Raw genomic sequence first — 22,402 nt, 5'->3', positions numbered from 1 at the left:
GACCGGTGGAATCCTGCCCTGCCGCCGGGCCGTCAGTCGGCCTGGGCTTGCAGCATCCACTGGCCATCCACTTCCCGGGCCAGGCCGCTGGCTGGCAGCAGGGCCAGCAGGCGCGGGTGCAGGGCGGCTTCGGTGAAGGTCTTGAGGGTGGTCAGGTCCAGCGCGCCGACCAGGTTGAGGTCGGCTTTGGTGTACGACAGCCAAGCCTTTTTCAGCGCTTGGGCAACATCGCTACCCGAGGTGCTGGCGAAGCGGCGGTGCCACTGACGGCCGTCGAAGGTGAAGCTGTGGGCGTGGCTGTAGGTGCTCTCGTCGCCACCTTCGGCGCAACGGTGGCAGCGGCACGGGCCTTCGCCGAAGGCGTTGCGCAGGTAGCTGTTGAAGTCCACGACGGGCTTGAGGGACAGGCGTTTGTCGACATCGAACAGGTCGGCGATCAGGGGTTCTTCGGCGCTCACTCGGGATCCTCGTGTGGTGTGGCGTGCATCGGCGGGCACCCTAACAGATCGGGGCATTCAGATCACCTGTAGAGACAACCGGGACCGCCTGCCGTACTCTACGCGCCCATACGCCTACACATCCACTGAGGTAACCCCGCTTGAGCACCAAGTACCCGTACATCGCCACCGTGACCATCAGCGCTGAAGACCGTGGTGGAGATACCGAGGCATCGGAAAACCCCAAGATGCGCGTTGGCCTGGAGGCGGTGACCGAAACCCTTAAGAAGGTGCATTTCGTCGGTACGCTCGCAGCCCCTGAGAAGCCGGCCACGCACATCTGCGTGACCCTGGAGAACGGCCTGACCTATTACGGCCCGATCGTCAACGGCCACGCCGAACTCGAAGGCGGCTGGATCGCCTTCGAGTCCGACATGCTGACCCCGGAAGAACTGGGTCTCTAAGCCTCAGCTCAGCTCCGCCAGGCACTGCTCGAGGATATCCAGGCCTTCTTCGAGCACCTCGGTCTCGATGGTCAGTGGTGCCAACAGGCGGATGATGTGCCGTGCCTTGCCGCTGGGCATCAGCAGCAGGCCCTTGGCCCGTGCGGCTTCCATCACCTTGGCCAGTTGTGCCGGCGCCGGGCTGCCATCGGCAGTGACGAACTCGATGCCACGCATGGCGCCCACGCCGGTCAGGCGGCCGATGAACGGGCTCAGGCCCGAAGCCTGCCAGCGCTGGTGGCGGCTGACGATGGCCTGCTCCTGGCGCTCACCCCAGGTGGCGATGTTCTCGTCAGTCATCTGCGCCAGGCTGGCCAGCGCCGCGGCACAGGCAATCGGGTTGCCCGAATAGGTGCCGCCAAGGCCGCCCTTGGGCAGGGATGCCATCAATTCCTTGCGCCCGACCACCGCACCCAGGGGCATGCCGCCGGCAATGCTCTTGGCCAGCAGCAACAGGTCGGGCTCGATGCCAAGGCGTGGGAAGGCGAAGCGTTGGCCGGTGCGGCCGAAGCCCGACTGGATTTCGTCGATGATGATCAGGATGCCGCGCTCGTCGCAGAAGCGGCGCAGGGCCTGGGCGAAGGCGGGGTCAAGGGCGAGGAAGCCGCCTTCACCCTGCACCGGCTCGAAAATGAACGCTGCCACGTCTTCCACAGCCAGTTCGACGCTGAACAGGCGGTCCATGGCCTTGAGCGCCTGCTCGCAGGTCACGCCGGTGTCGGCGCTGGGGTAGGGCAGGTGGTACACCGGCCCAGGCAGTTCACCGACCCGCTGTTTGTATGGTGCGACCTTGCCGTTGAGGTTCAGGGTGGCCAGGGTGCGGCCATGGAAGCCGCCGTCGAAGGCGATGATGGCCCGCTTGCCGGTGGCGCCGCGGGCAACTTTCAGGGCGTTTTCCGCCGCTTCCGCACCGCTGTTGGTGAGCATGCCGGCCAATGGGTAGCTGACGGGCACGAACTGGCTCAGTTGCTCCATCAATGCCAGATAGGGGCCGTGAGGGGCAGCGTTGAAGGCGTAGTGGGTCAGGCGGGTGGCCTGGGTCTGGATTGCTTCGACTACGGCCGGGTTGCAGTGGCCCAGGTTGAGCACACCGATGCCGCCGACGAAGTCGATGTAGCGTTTGCCGTCGGTGTCCCAGACTTCGGCATTGCGGCCATGGGAAAGTGTGATCGGGTGAACGATGGCAATGGATTGGCTGATACTTTCCTGGTTCATGGGCACGCGGGACCTTGTTCGAGTTTCTTATTATCCAAGCGTGTTGGCGGGTTATTCCGCAAACGAATTATTCGATTGCGGTCATTCCCTGGATTCGTGAACTGGTTGGTTTTTGTATCTGCCATTGCCGGCGATAGGGCCAGTGCAGGAGTAATCAATCGCCCTCAGCCACCCGCTCCCGGATCCATTGTACAAAAGCCCGGATCTTGGGCACTTCGGCCGCATGCTCGGCATGGGCGATGAAGTGCCGGCCATTGCTCGCCACCGGGTGGTCCCAGGCCACCACCAGCTTGCCCTCGCTTAGCTCCTCTGCCACCAGGTAGCGTGGAATCAGGGCGATACCGCAGCCTGCAATCGCTGCGCGAATGCACAGGTAGAACGTGTCGAAACGCGGCCCGTGGTAGCTGTTCTGGCTATGCAGGCCCAGCCCCAGAAACCATTCGTGCCAGGCCTCCGGTCGCGACACGCACTGCAGCAGCCGGTGCTCGGTCAGCGCCTGGGCACTGTCGAAAGGGTGGTTGGCCAATAGCTGCGGGCTGCACACCGGCACCACTTCTTCGCTGAACAGTTCGATGCAGGTTGCCCCGGGCCAGGTGCCTTGGCCGAAGAAAAACGCGATGTCGGCCTTGGCCTGCACCAGGTCGAAAGGCTCCAGTTCGTTGCGCACGTCCAGGTGAATGCGCGGGTAACGGTCGCCGAAACCCTTGAGTCTGGGCACCAGCCAGCGTGCACCGAAGGTGGGTTGGGTGGCAATGCGCAGCACTTCGGTTTCGTCGCCGTAGCTGAGGATGTAGCGGCTGGAGATGTCGATCTGGGTGAGGATCTTGTTCACTTCGGTGAGGTACAGCGCGCCGGCCGGGGTCAGGTGCAGGCGCCGGCGAATACGCTGGAACAGCGAGTGCGAGAGCATGTCCTCGAGCTGTGCCACCTGCTTGCTGACGGCGCTCTGGGTCAGGTGCAGTTCCTGGGCCGCGCGGGTAAAGCTGAGGTGGCGGGCGGCCGCTTCGAAGCACTGAAGGGCGGTGGTCGAAGGCATCAGGCGTTTGGACATGACGGGCAAATACCGAGCAAAAAAGGAAAGAGTTCATTCCAAATTGGAATCATGTGGTTCGAAAAGGTCGTTTGTTGACCCCGGCCTATAGATTAATACTGACCTGGATCAACGATTACAACCGGTCATGCGAAGAGGAGGTCAGTACCCGCTTCCGGCATCTGCAAAACAACAACAACGACAATCAGAAATTGATAAGAATTCTGCTCCGACCTTCAGCCGCTTCGTCGCGGCCGACCCATTAGAGGGTTCTTCATGGCTTCGCAAGACAACAAGAAACAGCGTTCCCTGCAGCACGGCTTGACGTCCCGTCAGGTGTCCATGATCTCCATTGCCGGCATCATCGGCGCTGGTCTGTTCATCGGTTCCTCCAACGCCATCGCCACCGCTGGCCCCGCCATCCTCATCTCCTACGCCATGACCGGTCTGCTGGTCTTGCTGGTGATGCGCATGCTCGGCGAAATGGCCATTGCCAACCCCAACAGCGGCTCGTTCTCCACCTATGCCTCCGAAGCCATCGGCCCTTGGGCGGGCTTCACCATTGGCTGGTTGTACTGGTGGTTCTGGGTGCTGATCATTCCGGTCGAGGCCATTGCCGGGGCCGATATCCTGCATGCCTACTTCCCCGGTGTGCCGTCCTGGCTGTTTGCCTTCCTGATCATGCTGGTGCTGTCGGGCACCAACCTGATCAGCGTGAAGAACTTTGGCGCCTTCGAGTACTGGTTCGCCTTGGTCAAGGTGGTGGCGATCATTGCCTTCATCGTGGTCTGCACCTTGGCCGTGTTTGGCTTCTGGCCGTTGGCCGAGGTGTCCGGGGTCAGCCGGCTGTGGGACAACGGCGGCTTCATGCCTAACGGGTTTGGTACCGTGCTCGGCGGTGTGCTGATCACCATCTTCTCGTTCTTCGGCGCTGAGATCGTCACCATTGCCGCTGACGAAACCGCCAACCCGAAAGACAAGATCCGCCGCGCTACCAACCTGGTGGTGTACCGCATCGCCATCTTCTACCTGGCGTCGATCTTCCTGGTGGTGTCGCTGGTAGCCTGGAATGACCCCGCGCTGAAAGCGGTCGGCTCGTTCCAACGCGTGCTGGAAGTGCTGAACGTGCCAGGCGCCAAGTTGCTGGTCGACCTGGTGGTACTGGTGGCGGTCACCAGCTGCATGAACTCGGGCCTGTACACCGCGTCGCGCATGCTCTATTCGCTGGGTGCGCGTGGCCAGGCACTGAGCGTGACCAAGCGCATCTCCGGCTCCGGCGTGCCGACCGTGGCAGTCATCTTCTCGACCCTGGCCGGTTTTGCCGGGTGCCTGGTCAACTATGTGTTCCCAGGCAAAGTGTTCGGTTTCCTGTTGTCCACCACGGGCGCCATCGCCTTGCTGGTGTACCTGGTCATTGCGGTGTCACAACTGCGCATGCGTGCCCGTGCCGAGCGTGAAGGACGCCCGCTGGAGCTGAAGATGTGGCTGTTCCCATGGCTGACCTGGCTGGTGATCGGCACCATTGTCATGGTGCTGGGCTATATGCTGTTCAGCGATGCCTACCGCTACGAAACCCTCATGACCGCGGGTGTCACCATGTTCATCCTGCTGGTTTCGCTGACCCAGCGGCGTGCCAAGGTGGTTGCCCAGACGGCCTGATGTTTCTGCTTTAATGGGGGCGTTGCGCGCCCCCATATCAATAAGCACAGGAAGCGTATGAACGACCACTCCCTTTCCCTCCAGGCCCTCGCAGCACCCGACGGTACTTGCTATGGCTGCGGCTGCTCCCACCCCAGCGGGCTGCACCTGCAAAGCCACTGGGATGCCGACGGGGTTCACCTGTTGTGCCGCCATGCGCCCGACAGCACCTTCATTGGCTGGCCTGGCTTGGTCTACGGCGGTCTGCTGGCGATGCTGGTCGACTGTCATTCCAACTGGACGGCAATGGCTTACCACTACCGCAACGAAGGCCGCGAGCCGGGCAGTCTGCCGCGTATCGACTGCGTCACTGGCACGCTCAACCTGACTTACCTGAAACCCACGCCGATGGGCGTCGAGCTGTTGCTCAAGGCGCGTGTGGAGGGTGAGGTGGGGCGCAAGAGCCGGGTGATCTGTGAGGTTTGGGCCGAGGATGTGCTGACCGTGACCGCCGATTCGGTGTTTGTCCGCGTCGACACCGAAAAGCTCAAGCTCAAGGCTCACGGTCAGGCCTGAGTTGCCCGCGCTGATGAGTGGTCGGTAATGGTCAGCCGCCGAGGATGTCTCTAGAGTGACAGGTTCATCCCCCAGGCAAGGTTGATCATGACCGATCTCAGTGCTTTCCCCATTACCCGCAAGTGGCCCGCCAAACACCCCGAACGCCTGCAGCTTTACTCGCTGCCGACGCCCAACGGCGTCAAGGTGTCGATCATGCTTGAAGAAATCGGCCTGGCCTACGAGGCGCACAAGGTCAGCTTCGACAACGATGACCAGTTGAGCCCCGCGTTCATCTCGCTCAGCGCCAACAACAAGATCCCCGCCATCCTCGACCCCAACGGTCCGGGCGGGCAGCCGCTGCCGTTGTTCGAGTCTGGGGCGATCTTGCAGTACCTGGCGGAGAAAAGTGGACAACTGCTCAGCCAGGATCCTGCCCAGCGTTATCAGACCTTGCAATGGCTGATGTTCCAGATGGGCGGCATCGGGCCGATGTTCGGCCAGGTTGGCTTTTTCCACTTCTTTGCTGGCAAGGACTTTGAAGACAAGCGTCCGCGTGACCGCTATGTGAATGAGTCCAAGCGCCTGTTGGGCGTGCTGGATCGGCACTTGAAAGGGCGGGAGTGGATGGTTGACGAATACAGCATCGCCGATATCGCCATCTTCCCATGGGTGCGCAACCTGGTGGAGCGTTACAACGCTCGCGAGTTGATTGGTTTCGATGCGTTCAAGGAAGTGCAGCGCGTGCTGGCCGCCTTCCTTGAACGGCCAGCCGTGCAGCGCGGTCTGAAGATTCCTGCCTGACGGACCTAGAAGACCTGGTTCAACAACCAGTACAGCGACCCTGCCAGCACCATGGCTGCCGGCAGGGTCAGCACCCAGGCCATCAGCAGGTTGATCAGTGTGCGTTTCTGAATGCCTGAGCCGTTGGCGACCATGGTGCCGGCCACGCCAGAGCTCAGCACATGGGTGGTCGAAACCGGCAGCCCGAACATGTCCGCCGCGCCGATGGTGCACATCGCAACCACTTCAGCCGAGGCGCCTTGGGCATAGCTCAGGTGGGTCTTGCCGATCTTCTCGCCCACCGTCACCACGATACGTCGCCAGCCAACCATGGTGCCCAGCCCCAGCGCGATGGCCACAGCTACCTTCACCCACAGCGGAATATAGCGAGTGGCGTCGTCCAGCTGGGTCTTGAACAGCTGCACATGGCTGCGGGTGTCGGCATCGAATGCCACCAGGTGGTTTTTCTCCATCAGGCGGATGGCTTCACTGGTCAGGTACATATCGTTGCGTACGTTGGCCATGGCCTCAGCCGGCACGCGCTTGAGCGAGCCATAGCCTTTGACCTGGTCGCCGATCATCCCGGTCAGCGCCGCCAGTGCCGGTACCAGTTGCGGGCTGGCCTTGGGTTCGGCAATGAACAGGGTCAGTACCTGGCGTGGGTCGGCCGGGGCCGCTTGCGGGTCGCTGCGCACTAGCGCCTGGCGGGTGACCTCGGCGATGGCGGAAAACTGCAGGGCCTGTTCGTTGGGCATGGTCTTGTTCAGTGCGTAAGCCATCGGCAGGGTGCCGACCAGAATCAGCATGATCAGGCCCATGCCTTTCTGGCCGTCGTTGGAGCCGTGGGCGAAGGACACCCCGGTGCAGGTCAGGATCAGGACACTGCGAATCCACCACGGTGGTGGGGTGCGGCCTTCCGGCGCCTGATACAGTTCCTTGCGCTTGACCAGTGCGCGTAACGCCATCAGCAACAGGGCCGCGCAGGCAAAACCGATCAGGGGTGAAAACAGCAGGGCATAGCCGACCTTGCTGGCTTGGGTCCAGTCTACCCCGCTGGTGCCGTCACGCCCATGCATCAGCGCGTTGGCCACACCCACGCCGATGATCGAACCGATCAAGGTGTGTGAGGACGAGGCCGGCAGGCCCAGCCACCAGGTGCCGAGGTTCCAGATGATGGCTGCCAGCAGCAGGGCGAAGACCATGGCAAAGCCGGCCGAGGAGCCGACCTGCAAAATCAGCTCCACCGGCAGCAGGGCAATGATGCCGAACGCTACCGCGCCGCTGGAAAGCAACACGCCAAGGAAGTTGCAAAGCCCGGACCAGACGACCGCCACCGGTGCAGGCAGCGAGTGGGTGTAGATGACCGTGGCTACCGCATTGGCGGTGTCATGGAAGCCATTGACGAATTCGAAGCCCAGGGCGATCAGCAACGCCAGGCCCAGTAGAAGGAACGGTGTGACCGTGGTGATCACCGTGCCGCTGGCCGTCACATCCTGTTTCAGGCTCCAGACGGTATAGGCAATACCGGCCAGGAGCAGGCCGAAGAACAACACGAGGGTGGCACGCCCAGGCTTATGGGTAAGCTGCGGACGGGAATCGCGTTGAGCCAGTTGCGGCTGGCTGGCCAGTGACGGGGTTGCCATGGGGGCTCCGGTTGGCGTTGGGCGAGGGTGCCAAAGGCCTTGAGCATAGAAACAATTGGTAACCCGGCCGTGACCTCGATCAATGAATTATCTAGTCTCAAGACAGACGGTAATGGCAGGAGTAACTGATGATTCGCTGCAAGCGTGTCTACGATGCGGTTGAGGATGAAGATGGCCAGCGCGTGCTGGTCGACCGCCTGTGGCCGCGCAACAAACGCAAGGAAGACCTGCATGGGCAGTGGTTGCGCGAAGTGGCACCCTCGTCGGTATTGCGCAAGGCATTTCACCAGGGCGAGGTCGATTTTGCCGGTTTTACCCAGTGCTACCGGCAAGAGTTGGCGGCCCACCCCGAACACTGGTATCCGCTGCTGGATATGGCCGCGAAGGGCACGCTGACATTGCTGTATGCCGGCAAGGACACGCGGCATAACAATGCCCAGGTGCTGGCCGAGTGGCTGGAAGCCGAACTGGACAGGCGTGGGCCTGGCAGTTCGCCAGTGTGTTACGCCCGATGAGCGATATGCGATGCCTTTACAGTTAACCCCTGCCAACGACCGCCACTGCACCTTTGCCCGTGACCTCACGCGCCGCGCCATGTTGCCGTACTACCGCGAATACGACCTGTTGTGGATCGAGGAAGCCTTCGACGAGGCCTGGGGCTGGCGCGAACAGTGGCTGGTGACCGAAGGCGACACCCTGCTGGGTTTCTGCAGCCTCAGCCAGGACCGCCAGGCGTTGTTTATCCGCGAGTTGCACCTGTTGCCCGAGCACCGTGGGCGCGGGGTCGGCAGCTGGGTGTTGGAGCAGCTGGCGCTATGGGCCAGGCAGCGGCGCCTGCCGCTGCTACGGCTGATGGTATTTCGCAGCAATCCGGCCCGTCAGCTGTATCAGCGCCACGGTTTCGTTGAAATGGGAGAAGACGATTGCTTTGTGCGTATGCAGCGAGCCATCAATTAATAGCCCAATGATGGCTTGTCGTGACCCCAGACCATGGGCATAGTGGATCCACATGTTTGGGCCGCCTACGGACGGTAGGGCGGGCATCTGGGATATCAGGGAAGAGGAGAGCCCCAATGAATGGAATCGGTCCGCGGCTGCGGGAAGAGCGTGAACGACTGGGCATGACCCAGCGAGTATTTGGCGAAATCGGCGGTGTTGAACCCAACGCTCAGGGCAAGTATGAAAGCGGTGAGCGTACCCCTCGGGTCGATTACCTGGCGGCGTTGTCGGTTCGGGGCGTGGACGCGCTGTATGTGCTCAGCGGTATTCGTACCCCAGCACAGCTGGAAGGTTTGAGTACCGATGAGTCTGGTTTGCTTGGGGCATTCCGGCAGTTATCGTTCGACGATCAGGCGGCGTTATGGCACCTGTTGGGGCGCTTGTCCAGCAACGGTCAACCCCGGCAAACAATGAGGCCGCTCGCCGTTGAACGTCAGGCGTTTCTGACGGAATCAATGCGTTAGGCCCACCGTGAAAAATTTTGTTAAGGTGGCGGGATCCAATCGCCCTGCTGACGAGGTGTGTGCTTGATTAGGGTCTTAGTGGTCGATGATCACGATCTGGTACGAACCGGTATTACGCGCATGCTCGCCGACATCGACGGCCTGCAGGTAGTGGGTGAGGGAGACTCGGGCGAGGCGGCGCTCAAACTGGCCCGTGAGCTCAAGCCCGATGTGGTGCTGATGGACGTGAAAATGCCCGGCATCGGTGGCCTGGAGGCCACCCGCAAGTTGCTGCGCAGTCATCCGGACATCAAGGTAGTCGCCGTGACTGTGTGCGAAGAAGACCCGTTCCCCACGCGCTTGCTGCAGGCCGGCGCTGCCGGCTATCTGACCAAGGGGGCAGGCCTTGATGAAATGGTCCAGGCGATCCGGCTGGCCTTTGCCGGCCAGCGCTATATCAGCCCGCAGATCGCTCAGCAGCTGGCACTGAAACCGTTCCAGCCGCAGGGCTCACCGTTTGATGCGTTATCTGAACGGGAAATCCAGATTGCCCTGATGATCGTCGGCTGCCAGAAAGTGCAGATCATCTCCGACAAGTTGTGCCTCTCGCCCAAGACCGTCAATACTTACCGTTATCGGATCTTTGAAAAACTCTCGGTCACCAGCGACGTCGAACTGACCTTGCTGGCCGTTCGCCACGGTATGGTCGACGCAAGCCTGTAGAACCTCATGTCTCAAGTGTTTGATGCCAGCGCATTCCTGGCGACCTGCAGCGGTCGCCCGGGCGTTTACCGGATGTTCGATGCCGAAGCCCGGCTGCTTTATGTGGGCAAGGCCAAGAACCTCAAGAAGCGCCTTGCCAGCTATTTTCGCAAGACTGGCCTGGCGCCCAAGACCGCCGCGCTGGTAGCGCGCATTGCCCAGGTCGAAACCACCATCACCGCCAACGAAACCGAGGCGTTGCTGCTGGAGCAGAACCTGATCAAGGAGTGGCGCCCGCCCTACAACATCCTCCTGCGCGACGACAAATCCTACCCCTATGTGTTCCTGTCCGATGGCGAGTTCCCACGGCTGGGTATTCACCGTGGGGCGAAAAAGGCCAAGGGCCGCTACTTCGGCCCGTACCCCAGCGCCGGGGCCATCCGCGAAAGCCTCAGCCTGTTGCAAAAGGCCTTTTCCGTGCGCCAGTGCGAAGACAGCTATTACGCAAACCGCACCCGGCCTTGCCTGCAGTACCAGATCAAACGCTGCAAAGGGCCCTGCACCGGCCTGGTGACTGCTGAGGAATATGCTGAGGATGTGCGCCACTCGGTGATGTTCCTGGAAGGGCGTAGCCAGCAGTTGGGCAACGAACTGAATGTCGAGATGGAAACGGCCGCCATGGCCCTCAATTTCGAGAAGGCTGCCGAACTGCGTGACCAGATCGCCCTGTTGCGGCGCGTGCAGGACCAACAGTACATAGAAGGTGGCAGTGGCGACGTCGACGTCATTGCCGCTTTCGTCAACCCGGGCGGTGCCTGCGTGCACCTGATCAGCGTGCGCGGTGGGCGAGTACTGGGGAGCAAGAACTTTTTCCCGCAGGTGGGCATCGAGGAAGAAGTGGCTGAAGTCATGGCCGCATTCCTTTCCCAGTACTACCTGGGCAACGCAGAGCGCGAGCTGCCTGGCGAGTTGATCGTCAACGTGGTTCACGAAGACTTCGACGCTATCATCGAGGCGCTGCACACGCTGCGTGGCCGCGAGCTGACCATCAGCCACCGGGTGCGCGGCACGCGCGCCCGCTGGCAGCAGCTGGCAGTGACCAACGCCGAGCAGGCACTGAACGCCCGCCTGGCCAACCGCCAGCACATGGCTGCACGCTTCGAAGCCCTGGCCGAAGTGCTGGGCCTGGATGAAGTACCGCAGCGCCTGGAGTGCTATGACATCAGCCATTCCAGTGGCGAGGCTACCGTGGCCAGTTGCGTGGTGTTTGGCCCCGAAGGCCCGCTGAAGTCCGATTACCGCCGCTTCAACATCGAAGGCATCACGGGTGGTGATGATTATGCCGCCATGCATCAGGCCCTGACTCGCCGCTACGGGCGTATCAAGGACGGCGAGGGCAAGCTGCCCGATGTGTTGCTGGTGGACGGCGGCAAGGGGCAGTTGAACATGGCCCGCGATGTGATGCAGGAACTGGGCTTCAACGACCTGACCCTGCTTGGTGTGGCAAAAGGCGTCACGCGCAAGGCAGGCTTCGAGACCCTGTATCTGAACGACGTGCACCACGAATTTACCCTGAAGGGCGATTCTGCCGCCCTGCACCTGATCCAGCAGATCCGCGATGAAGCCCACCGTTTTGCCATCACGGGTCACCGCGCCCGTCGTGGCAAGGCCCGTCGCGTCTCCAGTCTTGAAGATGTAGCCGGGGTAGGGCCGAAGCGCCGCCGCGACCTGCTGAAACATTTCGGCGGCCTGCAAGAGCTCAACCGCGCCAGTATCGATGAAATCGCCAAAGCCCCCGGCATCAGTAAAAAGCTTGCCGAATCAATTTATGCCAGCCTGCATAGCGAGTAGAATGCCGGGCTCAACTTGCAGCCAGTCGTACCGATGAATATTCCAAACCTGCTCACCGTTCTACGCGTCCTGCTCATCCCGATTTTCATCCTGCTGTTCTATATGCCCTACCATTGGAGCTATATGGCCGCCAGCAGCGTGTTTGCCGTAGCCGCCGCCACCGACTGGCTGGACGGTTATCTGGCGCGTCGCCTGCAGCAGAGCACGCCGTTCGGTGCCTTCCTGGACCCGGTGGCCGACAAGCTGATGGTGGCCGTGGCCCTGGTGCTGCTGGTGCAGACCCACGCCAACTTCTGGCTGACCCTGCCGGCCGCGGTCATCATCGGCCGCGAGATCGTGGTGTCGGCACTGCGCGAGTGGATGGCCGAACTGGGCGCACGGGCGCATGTGGCGGTGTCCAACCTTGGCAAGTGGAAGACTGCAGCGCAGATGCTGGCGCTGGTGATTCTGCTGGCCAACCCACCGGCGGTGACCTTCTGGGTGATCCTGGGCTACGGGCTGCTGCTGGTGGCGGCGGGGCTGACGCTGTGGTCGATGGTGCACTACCTGCTGGCTGCCTGGCCGCACCTGCGCGAAGGTTCGGAGCAGAAATAAAAGTTTTTTTGAATCAAGGGGTTGACGCTGTTTTAGAAATCGCTAGAATGGCACCCATCACGACGCGGGAATAGCTCAGTTGGTAGAGCACGACCTTGCCAAGGTCGGGGTCGCGAGTTCGAGTCTCGTTTCCCGCTCCAAATAAAGATCTACAGATTTTTATTCGAAGTCTGTAAGTCGTGAAAAAAGGGCCTTCGGGCCCTTTTTTCGTTTCGGCGGTAATCATCCTGGCAAGCTGGTTATTCACCCCGTGCTGGCAGTAGTGAAGACCGTCCAGCAATAGCCTCGGGGGCAGTACAAGGTACGCCGTCTTCAGGCAGCGTACCGGTCCATCACTGTGCTTTCAGCACCTTCGGATTCGAGTTGCCCCAAATCGTGTAGAGGTCGGCCAGCAACGCGCCGTTGATGGTTTCGAGCTCTGCCTGGGTGATTTCCTGATCGCCCTGCTTGCCGTAGAGCACCACTTCATTACCAGGCTTGACCCCCGGGATATCGGTCACATCGACCATGAGGGTGTTCATGGTGACCTTGCCAATGACTGGCGCACGCTTGCCATTGATCAGCACCGAGGCCTTGTTGGAGAAGGCCCGGCGATAGCCGTCTGAGTAGCCCGCGGGAATGTTGGCAACCAGCGAGTCGCGATTGAGGGTGTAGGTGCGGTCGTAGCTGATGGTACTGCCGGCGGGGTAGCGGTTGACAGCTGCGACCTGCGACTTGAACTGCATGACACGCTGGAACTCTTCGTGGCCGCCAACGGGGTAGCCATACAGCGCCGCGCCGGGGCGAACCATGTCCAGCCAGCCCTCAGGTACTTCTAGCGTGGTAAAGGTATTGGCGCAGTGCAGTAGCAGTTTGCTGCGATCCAGTTTGGCCTGTTCGATCAGCAACGCTGACTGTTCCTTGAATGTGGCAAGCCCTTTGAGGACATCCTCACGCGCCTCCTCCGGGAAGTGGGTCATGATGCCGACCACTTGCAGGTGCGCGAGGGTGGCCATGGCGATCGCGTCTTTACGACCCTGGGGCGTCCCCATCTCCACGCCGTTGCGTCCCATTCCGGCCGAGTTGAGTGCCAGGTGCACCTTCAATGGGTGGCCACTGCGTTTGGCCAAGGCATCCAGTTGCTGTGCCACCTCCAGGTTGCCTACCAGTTCGTCCATGTCGTAGGGAAGTGCATCCTGTACCTCGCCAAGGCTGGCAGTTCGCAGTCGCATGAGCCGGCCCTTGAAGCCTTTCTCGCGGGCGACGCGAGCCTCTTCGTTACTGGCAACGCCAATGCAACCGATACCCATACGAATGGCCGATGGCACCAGCAGGGCAATCCCGTTGCCATAGGCGTCGGCTTTCATGACTGCGCAGACCTGACTTTTGCCGGCGACCAGCTTCTGTATGCGTGCGATGTTGTGTTCGAAGGCAACCTGGTCGATTTCCAGCCAGGCATTGCTTTGCGCCATGCGTGCTGCGGCAGGTACGTCGTTGCTGCTGGCCTCTAGCAGTGGGGCGGCGTGTACGAAGCTTGCGCTGCTGGCGAGCGCCATGGCGATAGCGATGCGACTGAGGGCGTGTCGGGTCATGTCTGGCTTCCGTTCTTATTGAGTAGAGCGAGCCGGCGCCCCCCTCGGGAGCGCAGACCCGTCTTGAAAGTTTCTCGGATAAAGAGACGCGAAACCTGTCGTGATGCAGGTGGCTGACGGCGGATCAGGTCGTTGCGACCGGGAAAACGACGGTTTGCGCTGAAGCTCAGATAGCGCAGCGGGTTCGTTACGCACGCCTCAGGATTTATCGACAGTCGCCAACTTATGTTGTAACCCCTCCAGAAATACCCCCTCAGCCATTGTCAACTTCTGCTCTCGATTCCACAGCAGATACACGTCTACATCAACGATTCCCTCGGCCGGCGGCAATCGCCACAGCAACCCTTCCTCGATATCCTTTTGCAGCATATGGTCCGGCAAACACCCGATTCCGTACCCCGCACACACCAGTCGGTGAATCTCCTCGAAGCTGGAGGAGGAGGCCACGATCCGCCCGGTGAACCCCTGTTGATCCCGAAACACCGCCAACGGCGACAAGTTTCCGCCCAACTGATCGCTCACGAAGCTGACAAAGTTCTCCCCCTGCATCTCCTCCAGCGCCACGTCTGCGCGCCCGAACAACCGATGACGTCGTCCGCAGAAAAATGCATAACGCTGGCGCAGCAGCTGTCGCTGCTCCAGTTTCTGTTGCGGTATCCGGCACAGGCCTAAACCCACCGTCGCCGTCTTCTGCAGCAGCGAACTGATGATGTCCGAACTGCGTAGCACCTCGATCTCCACCTCCACCCGGGGGTGCGCTTCGTGAAAATCTGCAAGAAATTCGTCGTACAGCGTCGACTGCAGCCCGCTGATGGTCAGCAGCCGAACCTTGCCGGCCACGCCATCGTTTCGTTCCTCGACAGCAGCGCTGATCCGCGAAACATCCCCATAGATATCCGTGGCAATTCGCAACACTTCCTCGCCGGCAGAGGTAAGGTCAAAACGCGGCCCACGCCGCAGAATCAGCGCACAGTCCAGCTGCTCCTCCAGGCGCTTCAGCGCTTGGCTTACCGCCGACTGGGTGATGTGCAAGCGCGCGGCTGCGCGGCTGACACTGCCTTCCTGGCCGATCACCAGGTAGGTACGTAACAGGTTCCAGTCGAGCCGGTCGTTGAGGAAACGGCGGCCCTCCCATTTGTTGACCAAGCCGTCAGCTTGCGACGCAGGCACTTTCATCCCAGGCTCCATTAGTAGTACTGCTAATACGGCGATTAAGAATTAGCAAATTGACTAATCATAGCCAGCGGAGCGATAAAAGACAAAAGCGCCAAAGAGCGCACCGTTTTAGCCAGAAACACTGCCTTTACAATTATTTCAAGAAGGGCCTTGCCATGCACACGTCCACTCAGCCGAGGCGCGCTGCGGCTGCCGCATTCGTCGGCACCACCATCGAGTTTTACGACTTTTACATCTACGCCACCGCCGCGGCGCTGGTGCTCGGCCAGGTGTTCTTCCCCAGCTCCAATCCACTGCTCAGCACCCTTGGCGCTTTTGGCACCTTCGCCGTCGGCTTCATCGCCCGGCCCATGGCCGGCATGGTCTTCGGCCATTTGGGCGACCGTCTGGGGCGCAAGAAGATGCTGTTGGTGACCATGGCGCTGATGGGGCTGGCCACTACCGGCATCGGCCTGCTGCCCAGCTACGCAAGTGCCGGCATCTGGGCACCCATCGGGTTGATTGCGCTGCGTATCGTGCAGGGCATCTCGGTAGGTGGGGAGTGGGGCGGTGCCGTGTTGATGGCCAGCGAACACGCCCCGGCCAAGCGCAAGACCTTCTATGCCTCTTTTGCTCAACTGGGTAGCCCGACCGGCCTGCTGCTGGCGCTGATCGCCTTCCGCCTGGCCTCGATGCTTGACCAGGACGACTTCGTCAGCTGGGGTTGGCGCATTCCGTTTCTGATCAGCGGGCTGCTGATGATGGTGGGTCTGGCGATCCGCTTCGGTGTCGACGAGTCGCCCGAGTTCAAGGCCGCGCGCGAGAATAAAGAAGTCGTCGAATATCCGGTCGCCGAAGTGATCCGCAGTTGCTGGCGACAGATCCTCTTTGCCGCGCTCGCCGTAACCATCGGCTCGGCTGGGTTCTTCTTCACCAATACCTTCATGATCACTTACGTCACCACCTACCAGGGCATTGCGCGCTCGACGATTCTGGACTGCCTGTTCCTGGTGACCATCCTGCAGCTCCTCACCCAGCCTTTGGCCGCATTGTTGGCCGAGCGCATCGGCGAAGGGTGCTTCCTCAAAGGGGTCGCATTGCTGTGCATGGCCGTGCCTTATCCGATGTTCATGCTGGTGGGTACCCAGAATTTGTTGCTGATGACCCTTGGCATCGCCTTGGCGGTAGTCACCTTGTCGGCCCTCTACGCGGTAATCGCGGGTTACATGGCCCAAGCCTTCCCGGCCCACCTTCGCTACTCGGGTATCTCGCTGGCCTACCAGCTGATCTGCGCCCTGGCCGGGGGCAGTACGCCGATCATCGGCACACTGCTGGCCAATCAGTTCGCCGGGCAATGGCTGCCGCTGGCGCTGTTCTTCACCTTGCTGTCCACACTTTCCCTGATCGGTGTCTGCGGCCTGTCGCGCCTGCGCAGCGACACTCAACCCGACGCCGTACTCGCTCGCTAACCAGGAGTTTCCATGAGCAAGCCCCATCACATCAGCGACGTCGAATGGCAGGCCCGCTGCGAACTGGCCGCGCTGTACCGCCTGGTCGCGCACTTCCGCATGACCGACCTGATCGACACCCACATCACCCTGCGTATCCCGGGGCCGGAGCATCACTTCCTGATCAACCGCTACGGGGTGATCTTCGACCGTATGCGCGCCTCGGACCTGGTGCGCATCGACCAGTATGGCAATGTCGTTGGCGGTAACACCGAAGCGCAACGGGTGAACGCCGCTGGGTTCGTGATCCATTCGGCCATCCACATGGCCCGCCCGGACATGGCCTGCGTGGTGCACACCCATACTGCCGCCGGCATTGCGGTGTCGGCCCAGGAGCATGGGCTGTTGCCGATCAGCCAGCATGCGCTGAAGTTCTACGGCAAGCTCGCCTACCACCAGTACGAGGGCATCGCGCTGTCGCTGGACGAGCGCGAGCGACTGATCGCCGACCTTGGCCCGCACAAGGCGATGATCCTGCGTAACCACGGCCTGCTGGCCGGTGGGCAGAGTGTGGCCCATGCCTTCCACGAACTGCATTTCCTGGAGCGCGCCTGCCAGGCCCAGGTGCAGGCCCTGGCGGGTGGCAGCAAGCTGATCTTCCCCTCGGAAGCCGTGTGCCGGCATACCGCGGCGCAGTTCGACCGGGATGAGGCAGACGAGATCATCGCCCTGAGCTGGAACGCTGCCCTGACCCTGATCGAAACCCAACGCGAGTCTTACTGCTCATGAAACCGCTGGTGCTTTTATCCGCCGACAAAGTGTTGCTTGGGCAGTTGCAGGCGGCGTTCGCCCGCCAGGCGCCGGCGCTGCGCGTGGTGCTGGCTGACGACCCGGCTGCCGTGGATGCAGAAGTCGCCGCCTGCTGGTTTCCACCTGCGGGCAGCCTGAAGGCGTTGCCCTGCCTGAAGCTGATCCACTCGGTGGCTGCCGGTGTCGATCATCTGGGCACCGACACCGACCACCGTAACCTGCCGATATGCCGCGTGGTCGACCCTGCGCACCGCCAGGGCATGGCCGAGTATGTGCGCTGGGCGGTGACCCACTACCACCGGGATTTCGACCGGGCGATGCAGCAACAGGTGCGTCAGGTGTGGCAACGTCACCCGCAGAAACCCGCCGAACAGTACCGCGTGGGCATCATGGGGCTCGGCTCGCTCGGCGGCGTCATTGCCGAAGAACTGAGTGCTGCTGGTTACGCTGTACGCGGCTGGTCGCGCACCCTGAAAGCGATCGAGGGCGTGCAGACGTTCGCCGGCGAAGCGTCCTTCTTCGCGTTTCTCGATGGCCTTGATCTGCTGGTGAACCTGCTGCCGCTGACCAACGCCACACGCGGCATTCTCTGCCAGAAGACCTTTGACTCACTGGCGCCTGGCGCGGCCGTGGTGAACTGCGGGCGTGGCCAGCATGTGCAGGTAGACGAGCTGATCGGCGCGGTGGAAAGCGGCCGCCTGCGCGGGGCCGTGCTGGACGTGTTCGAGAAGGAGCCATTGTCACCGGACAGCCGGCTCTGGAGCACGCCGGGCATCGTCGTCACGCCGCACATGGCGTCGGCGGCGTCTCATGACTGCATCGCCCAGCAGATTGCCGCGAATGCCCTGCGCCTTCATGAAGGCCAGCCGTTGCTCAACCGGGTGGACGTGCACCTCGGTTACTGAATCCACCGCCTGAACTGATGAGGAAACAGACCATGCTGAAATGCAATGGGGACCGGCTGTGGGACAGCCTGATGCAGATGGCCAAGGTAGGCCCGACGGAAAACGGCGGCAATTGCCGGCTGGCGCTGTCGGTCGAGGACAAGGCTGGGCGCGAGTTGTTTGCGGGCTGGTGCCGCGACCTGGGGATGACTGTCCATTTCGATGCCATTGGCAACCTGTTCGCCCGCAAGCCTGGGCGCGATGAGTCGCTGCCGCCGGTAGTGATGGGTAGCCACCTGGACACCCAACCCAAGGGCGGGCGCTTTGATGGTATCTACGGCGTGCTGGCCGGACTGGAAGTGCTGCGTAGCCTGCGCGATCAAGGTATTGAACCGCTGCGGACGCTGGAGATTGCGGTATGGACCAACGAGGAGGGCGCCCGCTTCACCCCGGCGATGCTCGGTTCGGCGGTATTTACCGGAGACCTGGCGCTGGAGCATGCATTGACGGTGAAGGACGCGGCCGGGGTCAGCGTGGCGCAGGCACTGGAGGAAACCGGTCATGCCGGCAGCCTACCCCTGGCGCGTGAGTTCGATGCCTATTTCGAAGCGCATATCGAGCAGGGGCCGATCCTTGAGGATGCCGGTCTGCCGGTTGGCGTGGTGACGGGCGGACAGGCGATCTGCTGGCTGGACATCGAGGTCAAGGGCATTCCCGCCCACGCCGGCACCACGCCGATGCCGCTGCGCCGTGATGCGATGTTTGCGGTGGGTGAGATGGTCACGGCACTGGAACAACTGGCCCGGGACTTCGCGCCCAAGGGTCTGGTCACGGTGGGGCAACTGGAGATCGCCCGGTCTTCGCGCAATACCATTCCAGGCCGGGTGGCGTTCACGCTGGATCTGCGACACCACGAGGATGAGCAGATCGCCGCGATGGAGGCCAGCGCGCGTGAGCTGATCAATGCCATTGCACTGCGCCGAGGGTTATCTGTGAGCGTTGAGCGTCACTGGCTGAGCCCGGCGACGCCGTTCGATGCGCAATGCATTGCGGCAGTGCAGCAGGCGGTTGACGAGCTGGGTTATGCGCACCAGCGAATTGTCAGCGGAGCGGGGCATGACGCCATTCACCTGGCGCGACATTGCCCGACGACCATGGTGTTCATTCCGTGTGTGGGGGGGCTCAGCCATAACGAGGCGGAGGATGCCCTGCCTGACGATGTGAGCAAAGGGTGTGATGTGTTGCTCAATGCCGTGCTGAAACGCGCCGACCGGAGCTGACACGGCCCGGCGTTGCCGGGCATCGCCAGCAATAGGCCGCGAAGCGGTCGCGGCAATAAAAAGTCATGAACGTACCCGAAATCGGCGCCCGCCAGCGGCGCGCCACGGCTTCGCTTTGCCCGAAAAACAAGAAATCGCCGTACCGATTGCACCTGCCAAACAACAACCAAAACCCCACTTCCGGGAGTAAATGGCATGAACAGCCCTGCGTACACCAAGGTTGCCAGCGAGCAACCCACCCAGACCACCGACATGAAAAAGGTCGCCATCGCCAGCGTGATCGGCACCACTGTCGAATGGTACGACCTGTTCCTTTTCGCCACGGCCTCGGCCCTGGTGTTCAACAAGATCTTCTTTCCAGGCTTCGATCCGCTGGTCGGCACGCTGCTGGCCTTCGGTACCTTCGCCTCTGCCTACGGTGCGCGGATCGTCGGTGCCGCACTGTTCGGCCACTTCGGTGATCGCCTGGGGCGCAAGTCGATGCTGCTGATCTCGCTGCTGACCATGGGCGCTGCCACCTTCGGCATCGGTCTGCTGCCTGACTACCAGTCCATCGGCATCTGGGCCCCCGTTTCACTGCTGACGCTGCGCATCATCCAGGGCCTGGCTCTGGGGGGGGAATGGGGCGGCGCCGTGCTGATGGCGGTGGAGCATGCACCCAAACACCAGCGCGGCCTGTACGGTTCGTGGGTTCAGATTGGAGTCCCCGCCGGCACCATGCTCGCCAACCTGGTGTTCCTGCTGATCGCCACTACCTTGAGCAACGAAGAACTGCTCGCCTGGGGCTGGCGCATTCCGTTCCTGGGCAGCGTACTGCTGATCGCCCTGGGCCTGTACATCCGCCTGAACATTCACGAAACCCCGTCGTTCAAGGCCGTGGAGAAAACCGGTGAACAGGTGAAGGTCCCGCTGTTCGAGGTGTTCCGCAAGTACTGGAAACAAGTGCTCCTCGGCGGTGTGGCGACCATGTCCACCGGTACTTCCTACAACCTGATCGTCGCCTTTGGCCTTACTTACGGCACCCAGACCCTCGGCTTTTCTCGCGGCGAGATGCTCAGTGTGGTGCTGGTGTCCTGCGCCGCGTGCATCTTCATGCTGCCGTTTTTCGGCGCGCTGTCGGACAGGATCGGGCGCAAGCCGATCATCATCGGCGGGATCATCGCCGAAGCGCTGGTGGCCTTCCCGATGTTCTGGCTGATGGACACCAAGGAGCTGCCGCTGGTGTTCGCCGGTTACCTGTTGCTGATGACCGCTTTCGCCGCCAACTACGGCCCCATCGCGACCTTCCTGGCCGAATTGTTCGGTACTCGCGTGCGTTACTCGGGGTTGTCGATCAGTTACATGCTCTCGGGCCTGCTGGGCAGTGCGGCCACGCCGCTGGTGACCACGGCATTGCTGTCGATGACCGGCAAAGGCTCTTCGGTGGCCTGGTACATGGTCGGTTCGGCGGTGGTGTCGCTTGTGGCCTTGCTGCTGCTCACCGAAACCTTCAACAAAGACATCAACACCAAGGCACGTGGCTGAGCCCAGGGAGAGCACCGATGAAAAAGACCTTGCTGGCCGTCAGTGCCATTGCCTTGCCGCTTAGCCCGACTGCCTTCGCCGACCTGGTGAAAGACAGCCAGGCGAGCCTCAATCTGCGCAACTTCTACTTCAACAACGATTTCCGTGACAAGCCCGGGGCTGCCGGGCAGAGCAAGACTGAGGAATGGGCCCAGGGTTTCGTCTTCAATTTCGCCTCCGGCTACACCGACGGCACTGTGGGCGTGGGCCTGGACGCCATCGGTCTGCTGGGCGTAACCCTGGACAGCGGCGCCGGCCGCCATCGCGGTAGCAGCATGATCCCGGACGACGGTGCCGGTGCAGTCAGCGAGTGGAGCCGCTTTGGTCTTACACCCAAGGTGAAGGTTTCGAAAACCGAGCTGCGCTACGGCAGCCTGCTGCCCAAGTTGCCGGTGCTTACGTACAACGATGGCCGACTGTTGCCGCAAACCTTCGAAGGCGGGCAGGTAACCTCTAGCGAGATCGATGGGCTGACCCTGACCGGCGGGCGCCTGGAGCATGTCACCGGGCGTGGCTCCAGTGACCGTACTGGGCTGGCGGTGGCAGGCGGCAGCCGCGAGAGCAATGCGTTCCTGTTTGCCGGTGGTGACTACACGTTGGGCAAAGACCTGCTGGCGCAGTACTACTTCGCCAACCTGCAGGACTACTACAACCAGCACTTCGTCGGCCTGACCCATACGCTGCCGTTCGCCGACGGGCAGTCCTTCAAGACCGAGCTGCGTTACTTTCGCACCACGTCTGACGGCGCCAACGGCAGCGCCGCCGGGCGTGCGAGCGGTTACCAGGTGGGCGGCTACACCGAGGACGGCAATGGTGAAATCGACAACCGCACCTGGAGCGCGGCGTTCACCTACAGCGTGCAGGGCCATGCGCTGATGGCCGGTTACCAGGTGGTTTCCGACGCCAGCAACTTTGTCCAGCCCAACCAGGGCTCTCTGGCCGGCAAGGGTGCCGGTGGCGCGAGCGTGTACCTGCACACCGACCGCATGCTGGCCAGCTTCAACCGCGCCGGTGAGCGCACAGGCTTCGCTCAATACAGCTACGACTTCGCCGCTGCCGGTGTGCCCGGGCTCAAGGCCTCGCTGATGTACCTCAAGGGTGACGACATCAAACGTGTCGGGGCGGATGACGGTTCTGAATGGGAGCGTGACATCGGCCTGGACTATGTGATCCAGAGTGGCACCTTCAAGGGGCTGGGCCTGGCCTGGCGCAACGGTGTGCTGCATTCCGACCTCGATCCGAATCAGGACCAGAACCGCCTGATTCTGAGCTATAGCCTGGCGCTTTTCTAAAGGAGA

At 61.8% G+C, this 22,402-nt stretch carries 22 protein-coding genes and 1 tRNA gene; 17 read left to right on the top strand and 6 right to left on the bottom strand.

Going from position 1 to position 22,402, the window contains the following annotated elements; translation table 11 throughout:
• Positions 1-32 precede the first annotated feature (32 nt).
• Entirely contained in the window at positions 33-458 is a 426-nt protein-coding gene (locus tag QQL85_RS22020) for a hypothetical protein (protein WP_105946548.1), read from the bottom strand.
• Between the two features lie 140 nt (positions 459-598).
• Here QQL85_RS22020 and QQL85_RS22015 point away from each other — a divergent pair, with 140 nt between their 5' ends.
• Positions 599-901, top strand: a complete 303-nt coding sequence (locus tag QQL85_RS22015; protein WP_012051778.1) for a hypothetical protein — start codon at positions 599-601, stop codon at positions 899-901.
• Between the two features lie 3 nt (positions 902-904).
• On the opposite strand, the gene QQL85_RS22010 is transcribed toward QQL85_RS22015, so the two are convergent.
• On the bottom strand, positions 905-2,155 hold the full coding sequence (locus QQL85_RS22010) for a 2-aminoadipate transaminase (protein WP_284356652.1): 1,251 nt from the start codon (positions 2,153-2,155) through the stop codon (positions 905-907).
• Positions 2,156-2,309: 154 nt separating this feature from the next.
• Positions 2,310-3,206: a transcriptional regulator GcvA gene (gcvA, locus tag QQL85_RS22005; protein ID WP_016711586.1), complete on the bottom strand. Its 897-nt coding sequence runs from the start codon at positions 3,204-3,206 to the stop codon at positions 2,310-2,312.
• A 255-nt stretch (positions 3,207-3,461) separates the two neighbouring features.
• Between gcvA and QQL85_RS22000 the strand changes: the two genes are divergently transcribed.
• The 3 genes from QQL85_RS22000 (at position 3,462) to QQL85_RS21990 (ending at position 6,182) form a co-directional block, all read left to right on the top strand.
• Positions 3,462-4,844 carry an amino acid permease gene (locus QQL85_RS22000; protein ID WP_284356653.1) on the top strand — a complete coding sequence of 461 codons (1,383 nt, stop codon included), beginning with the start codon at positions 3,462-3,464 and terminating at the stop codon, positions 4,842-4,844.
• Positions 4,845-4,901: 57 nt separating this feature from the next.
• The gene (locus QQL85_RS21995) at positions 4,902-5,399 is read left to right on the top strand and encodes a PaaI family thioesterase (RefSeq protein ID WP_284356654.1); all 498 of its coding nucleotides are present in this window, start codon (positions 4,902-4,904) and stop codon (positions 5,397-5,399) included.
• 87 nt (positions 5,400-5,486) lie between these two features.
• Entirely contained in the window at positions 5,487-6,182 is a 696-nt protein-coding gene (locus tag QQL85_RS21990) for a glutathione S-transferase N-terminal domain-containing protein (protein WP_284356655.1), read from the top strand.
• A gap of 5 nt (positions 6,183-6,187) precedes the next feature.
• On the opposite strand, the gene QQL85_RS21985 is transcribed toward QQL85_RS21990, so the two are convergent.
• Entirely contained in the window at positions 6,188-7,804 is a 1,617-nt protein-coding gene (locus QQL85_RS21985; protein WP_284356656.1) for an inorganic phosphate transporter, read from the bottom strand.
• A 128-nt stretch (positions 7,805-7,932) separates the two neighbouring features.
• On the opposite strand from QQL85_RS21985, the gene QQL85_RS21980 reads away from it, so the two are divergent.
• From QQL85_RS21980 to QQL85_RS21950, 7 genes are all read left to right on the top strand, one after another.
• Positions 7,933-8,319, top strand: a complete 387-nt coding sequence (locus tag QQL85_RS21980) for a DUF488 domain-containing protein (RefSeq protein WP_284356657.1) — start codon at positions 7,933-7,935, stop codon at positions 8,317-8,319.
• A 10-nt stretch (positions 8,320-8,329) separates the two neighbouring features.
• Positions 8,330-8,761, top strand: coding sequence for a GNAT family N-acetyltransferase (locus QQL85_RS21975; RefSeq protein WP_016711581.1), 432 nt, complete (start codon positions 8,330-8,332; stop codon positions 8,759-8,761).
• Between the two features lie 116 nt (positions 8,762-8,877).
• The gene (locus QQL85_RS21970; protein WP_284356658.1) at positions 8,878-9,267 is read left to right on the top strand and encodes a helix-turn-helix domain-containing protein; all 390 of its coding nucleotides are present in this window, start codon (positions 8,878-8,880) and stop codon (positions 9,265-9,267) included.
• A 63-nt stretch (positions 9,268-9,330) separates the two neighbouring features.
• Positions 9,331-9,969 carry a response regulator transcription factor GacA gene (gene gacA, locus QQL85_RS21965; RefSeq protein ID WP_233692591.1) on the top strand — a complete coding sequence of 213 codons (639 nt, stop codon included), beginning with the start codon at positions 9,331-9,333 and terminating at the stop codon, positions 9,967-9,969.
• A 6-nt stretch (positions 9,970-9,975) separates the two neighbouring features.
• Entirely contained in the window at positions 9,976-11,799 is a 1,824-nt protein-coding gene (gene uvrC, locus QQL85_RS21960; protein ID WP_284356659.1) for an excinuclease ABC subunit UvrC, read from the top strand.
• A 33-nt stretch (positions 11,800-11,832) separates the two neighbouring features.
• Positions 11,833-12,393, top strand: a complete 561-nt coding sequence (gene pgsA, locus QQL85_RS21955) for a CDP-diacylglycerol--glycerol-3-phosphate 3-phosphatidyltransferase (protein ID WP_016711578.1) — start codon at positions 11,833-11,835, stop codon at positions 12,391-12,393.
• Positions 12,394-12,457: 64 nt separating this feature from the next.
• Positions 12,458-12,533, top strand: a tRNA-Gly gene (locus tag QQL85_RS21950).
• Between the two features lie 192 nt (positions 12,534-12,725).
• Here the strand turns inward: QQL85_RS21950 and alr are convergent.
• Positions 12,726-13,964 (bottom strand): alanine racemase, encoded by a 1,239-nt coding sequence (gene alr / locus QQL85_RS21945; RefSeq protein ID WP_284356660.1) that lies wholly within the window; start codon positions 13,962-13,964, stop codon positions 12,726-12,728.
• 198 nt (positions 13,965-14,162) lie between these two features.
• Positions 14,163-15,140, bottom strand: coding sequence for a LysR family transcriptional regulator (locus QQL85_RS21940; protein WP_105946561.1), 978 nt, complete (start codon positions 15,138-15,140; stop codon positions 14,163-14,165).
• Positions 15,141-15,295: 155 nt separating this feature from the next.
• Between QQL85_RS21940 and QQL85_RS21935 the strand changes: the two genes are divergently transcribed.
• The 6 genes from QQL85_RS21935 to QQL85_RS21910 all read left to right on the top strand — a co-directional run bounded on the left by QQL85_RS21935 (position 15,296) and on the right by QQL85_RS21910 (position 22,396).
• Positions 15,296-16,588, top strand: coding sequence for an MFS transporter (locus QQL85_RS21935; RefSeq protein WP_284356661.1), 1,293 nt, complete (start codon positions 15,296-15,298; stop codon positions 16,586-16,588).
• A gap of 12 nt (positions 16,589-16,600) precedes the next feature.
• Positions 16,601-17,356 carry a class II aldolase/adducin family protein gene (locus QQL85_RS21930; RefSeq protein WP_284356662.1) on the top strand — a complete coding sequence of 252 codons (756 nt, stop codon included), beginning with the start codon at positions 16,601-16,603 and terminating at the stop codon, positions 17,354-17,356.
• Positions 17,353-18,282, top strand: coding sequence for a 2-hydroxyacid dehydrogenase (locus QQL85_RS21925; protein WP_284356663.1), 930 nt, complete (start codon positions 17,353-17,355; stop codon positions 18,280-18,282). The genes QQL85_RS21930 and QQL85_RS21925 overlap by 4 nt, the downstream gene beginning before the upstream one ends.
• Before the next feature lie 32 nt (positions 18,283-18,314).
• The gene (locus QQL85_RS21920; protein WP_284356664.1) at positions 18,315-19,541 is read left to right on the top strand and encodes a Zn-dependent hydrolase; all 1,227 of its coding nucleotides are present in this window, start codon (positions 18,315-18,317) and stop codon (positions 19,539-19,541) included.
• A 195-nt stretch (positions 19,542-19,736) separates the two neighbouring features.
• Complete coding sequence (locus QQL85_RS21915; RefSeq protein ID WP_284356665.1) at positions 19,737-21,065, top strand: MFS transporter; 1,329 nt, start codon at positions 19,737-19,739, stop codon at positions 21,063-21,065.
• A gap of 17 nt (positions 21,066-21,082) precedes the next feature.
• Positions 21,083-22,396 carry an OprD family porin gene (locus QQL85_RS21910; RefSeq protein WP_284356666.1) on the top strand — a complete coding sequence of 438 codons (1,314 nt, stop codon included), beginning with the start codon at positions 21,083-21,085 and terminating at the stop codon, positions 22,394-22,396.
• Positions 22,397-22,402 lie beyond the last annotated feature (6 nt).

The organism is Pseudomonas putida, from assembly GCF_030159595.1.
Classification (GTDB): Bacteria; Pseudomonadota; Gammaproteobacteria; order Pseudomonadales; family Pseudomonadaceae; genus Aquipseudomonas; species Aquipseudomonas putida_AC.
The sequence above is the reverse complement of the archived record's forward strand: the minus strand, read 5'-3'. Positions and strand labels throughout refer to the sequence as shown.

Bases quoted from the DNA above. Each gene is read 5' to 3' on its own strand.
- QQL85_RS22010 (WP_284356652.1), bottom strand. From the start codon at position 2,155: ATGAACCAGGAAAGTATCAGCCAATCCATTGCCATCGTTCACCCGATC.
- gcvA (WP_016711586.1), bottom strand. From the start codon at position 3,206: ATGTCCAAACGCCTGATGCCTTCGACCACCGCCCTTCAGTGCTTCGAA.
- QQL85_RS22000 (WP_284356653.1), top strand. From the start codon at position 3,462: ATGGCTTCGCAAGACAACAAGAAACAGCGTTCCCTGCAGCACGGCTTG.
- QQL85_RS21995 (WP_284356654.1), top strand. From the start codon at position 4,902: ATGAACGACCACTCCCTTTCCCTCCAGGCCCTCGCAGCACCCGACGGT.
- QQL85_RS21990 (WP_284356655.1), top strand. From the start codon at position 5,487: ATGACCGATCTCAGTGCTTTCCCCATTACCCGCAAGTGGCCCGCCAAA.
- QQL85_RS21985 (WP_284356656.1), bottom strand. From the start codon at position 7,804: ATGGCAACCCCGTCACTGGCCAGCCAGCCGCAACTGGCTCAACGCGAT.
- QQL85_RS21980 (WP_284356657.1), top strand. From the start codon at position 7,933: ATGATTCGCTGCAAGCGTGTCTACGATGCGGTTGAGGATGAAGATGGC.
- QQL85_RS21975 (WP_016711581.1), top strand. From the start codon at position 8,330: ATGCCTTTACAGTTAACCCCTGCCAACGACCGCCACTGCACCTTTGCC.
- QQL85_RS21970 (WP_284356658.1), top strand. From the start codon at position 8,878: ATGAATGGAATCGGTCCGCGGCTGCGGGAAGAGCGTGAACGACTGGGC.
- uvrC (WP_284356659.1), top strand. From the start codon at position 9,976: ATGTCTCAAGTGTTTGATGCCAGCGCATTCCTGGCGACCTGCAGCGGT.
- pgsA (WP_016711578.1), top strand. From the start codon at position 11,833: ATGAATATTCCAAACCTGCTCACCGTTCTACGCGTCCTGCTCATCCCG.
- alr (WP_284356660.1), bottom strand. From the start codon at position 13,964: ATGACCCGACACGCCCTCAGTCGCATCGCTATCGCCATGGCGCTCGCC.
- QQL85_RS21940 (WP_105946561.1), bottom strand. From the start codon at position 15,140: ATGAAAGTGCCTGCGTCGCAAGCTGACGGCTTGGTCAACAAATGGGAG.
- QQL85_RS21935 (WP_284356661.1), top strand. From the start codon at position 15,296: ATGCACACGTCCACTCAGCCGAGGCGCGCTGCGGCTGCCGCATTCGTC.
- QQL85_RS21930 (WP_284356662.1), top strand. From the start codon at position 16,601: ATGAGCAAGCCCCATCACATCAGCGACGTCGAATGGCAGGCCCGCTGC.
- QQL85_RS21925 (WP_284356663.1), top strand. From the start codon at position 17,353: ATGAAACCGCTGGTGCTTTTATCCGCCGACAAAGTGTTGCTTGGGCAG.
- QQL85_RS21920 (WP_284356664.1), top strand. From the start codon at position 18,315: ATGCTGAAATGCAATGGGGACCGGCTGTGGGACAGCCTGATGCAGATG.
- QQL85_RS21915 (WP_284356665.1), top strand. From the start codon at position 19,737: ATGAACAGCCCTGCGTACACCAAGGTTGCCAGCGAGCAACCCACCCAG.
- QQL85_RS21910 (WP_284356666.1), top strand. From the start codon at position 21,083: ATGAAAAAGACCTTGCTGGCCGTCAGTGCCATTGCCTTGCCGCTTAGC.